2 protein-coding genes and 1 pseudogene are annotated in these 2,371 nt (G+C 66.3%); all 3 read right to left on the bottom strand.

Annotated elements, in window-relative coordinates; all coding sequences use genetic code 11:
- Positions 1–1,131: glycosyltransferase family 4 protein (locus PGX04_RS00015; RefSeq protein ID WP_273736644.1), on the bottom strand; the 1,131-nt coding region annotated here is incomplete at its 3' end.
- Between the two features lie 202 nt (positions 1,132–1,333).
- A complete protein-coding gene (locus PGX04_RS00010) occupies positions 1,334–1,894 on the bottom strand; it encodes an NUDIX hydrolase (protein WP_273736643.1) in 561 nt (186 codons plus the stop codon).
- A 71-nt stretch (positions 1,895–1,965) separates the two neighbouring features.
- Positions 1,966–2,371 (bottom strand): annotated as a pseudogene (locus PGX04_RS00005) (diacylglycerol/lipid kinase family protein); the annotation flags it as partial.

Below are 2,371 nucleotides of genomic sequence, written 5' to 3'. Positions count from 1 at the left end.
CGGGACGCCACAGGCCAGCGCCTCACCGGCCGGGAGGCCGAACCCCTCGTAGATCGAGGGGATCACGGCGACGTCGGCGGTGCCGTAGAGTTCGACCATCCGTTCGTAGCTGATCTCGCTGTGGGTTTCGATCGCGTCCGCGAGACCCAGTTCCGAAACGAGCCGGTCGCAGTCGCCGCCCTCGTCGAACTCGCCGACGACGACGAGTTCGGCGTCGATCGTCTCGCGGACGGCCGCGAACGCCTCGAGCAAGTGCCGCGCCCCCTTCAGGGGAACGTCGGCGCTGACGGTCGTCATCACGCGCGGACGATCGGGATCGGGAGCACGATCGACGGGTTCGAACAGTTCGGTGTCGATGCCGTTGTGGACGACGCGGATCGACTCGGGATCGGCTCCGAAGTCGGTGACGGTGCGGTGCTTGGCCGACTCCGAGACGGTCAGGACGTGTGGCAGGTCCCGGACGACCTCGCGTTGCATCCGGAGGAAGCTGTACCACCGGCGGATCAACAGCCGCTCGGTCCAGTCGTCCGCCGCCTCGAGGGCGGCATCTCGGTCGACGGTGATCGGGTGGTGGACGGTCGCCACGACGGGGTGGCCCCGGTCGCGGAGCGTGTGGAGCCCGTGACAGAGCGACTGGTTGTCGTGAATGACGTCGTACGCCGGCCGGTGCTCCTCGAAGTAGTCGACGACCTGCCAGCCGAAGACGTAGGGGTCCGGAAAGCCGCCGGTGAGCGCGCTCAGCCACTCGTAGAGCGCGAGCGGATCGCGGAGGTACGACGGCTCGAACTGGCCGAGCCGGTCGAGTTCGTCGACGACGTTCTCGCCGGGCAGTTTCACCAGCCCGACGTCGTCGTCGAGGTCCGGATAGGGCTTGCCCGAGAGCACGTCGACCGAGTGACCGAGATCGGTCAGCGCTCGGCTGAGGTACTTCACGTAGACTCCCTGCCCCCCGGAGTACGGGTTCGAACGGTAGCTCAACAGACAGATATCGAGCGGCTCGTCGGTCGCGGCGGTCGACTCGAGCGACGATCCGGAGTCGGTCGTCGTTCCCGCGGCCGTCGCCCCCCCTGCCGACGCGGACGACGTGATAATACTCCCCCGAAGAAGACGTCTGAACGTGCCAATGACCATCGCAGTCTATCCTGCATGTATGGGCACTCCCTCATAAACCTCCCGCTCGTGTACTGTTTCTTGACAGTGTTCAGTCCGGAGACGCGACTACATTGGGGCGGTCGTCGAGCGGTGACCGGTCGGCAGTGGCCTCGAGCGATTGACACGTGGCGTCCGACCACCGACGGCGTTGAACCGCTGTGATCGGGGCGGATCGATCCCCCTATCGAACGTCCCGGCGCATCGCGATTTCGAACCACGGACAGAGTCGAAGCTGTCGGTACCACTCCGGATTTGAGTGGAGTCGCTCGTAGGGAACCCACATCAATCCGGCGACCTCCTCCTCGTCGGGGTCGAGCGTCCGGTCCGACAGCGTCAGCTGGAGGACGGCACAGACCTCGTGCTCGACGCCCCGATTCTCGAAGTAGCGCTTGTACTCGAAGCGGTCGGTCAGTCGCAGGTCGTCGTACTGGTCGGGCGAAATCCCCAACTCCTCCTCGAGGCGCTGGCGGGTCGCTTCCTTCTGGCTCTGGCCCTCGACGGGATGGGAGGCGACGGTGCCGTCCCAGTAGGTGCCCCAGAGGCGCTTGTCCGGCGCTCGCTGGGCGAGCAAGACGTTCCCCTCCCCGTCGAAGACGAGCGAGGTGAACGCTCGGTGTCGAATCCCGTCGCCGGTGTGGGCGTCGAGTCGGTTGACCAGTTCGAGTTCGGTGTCGTCGGCGTCGACGGCGATCACGTCCTGTCCCGCGTTCTCGTGTTGCAGGTCCTCATCCGGCGTGTTCATACCCGCACAATTACGACGGTTCTTGAAACCAGTATCGTCTCGTCTCGGCCGTTTCGAATCGATACCGTCGGTCACCGATCCGTCCCCGTCTCGAGCGGCCACAACTCCCCCTCGTCCGGATCCGGCTGATACCCGTCCCCGACGGGAATCGTGAGCGTTTCCGGTTCGGTCGCCAGCCGCAAGCGCTCGGTCTCGAGCATCTCGCCGTCGAGACTGTACTCGACGGAGTCCCCGCGGCTCTCGATCGTCAGCGACGGCGTTCGACGGCGGACGATACACGCGCTGTCCCGGCCGAACACCCCCTCGAGGGCCGCGCCGCCGAGCAGGTTCGTCGTCGCGGCGTCTTCGACGATCGTGACCTCGAGCAGACCGTCCTCGACGTTGGCCTGTGCGGTCCGCGCGCCGGTGAACCGGCGACAGTTCCCGATGAGGACGAACAGCGCCTCGCCCTCCCACGCCCGCGCCGCCTCGCCGTTC

It is taken from the genome of Natrinema soli (assembly GCF_028618695.1).
The sequence above is the reverse complement of the archived record's forward strand: the minus strand, read 5'-3'. Positions and strand labels throughout refer to the sequence as shown.

Bases quoted from the DNA above. Each gene is read 5' to 3' on its own strand.
- PGX04_RS00010 (WP_273736643.1), bottom strand. From the start codon at position 1,894: ATGAACACGCCGGATGAGGACCTGCAACACGAGAACGCGGGACAGGAC.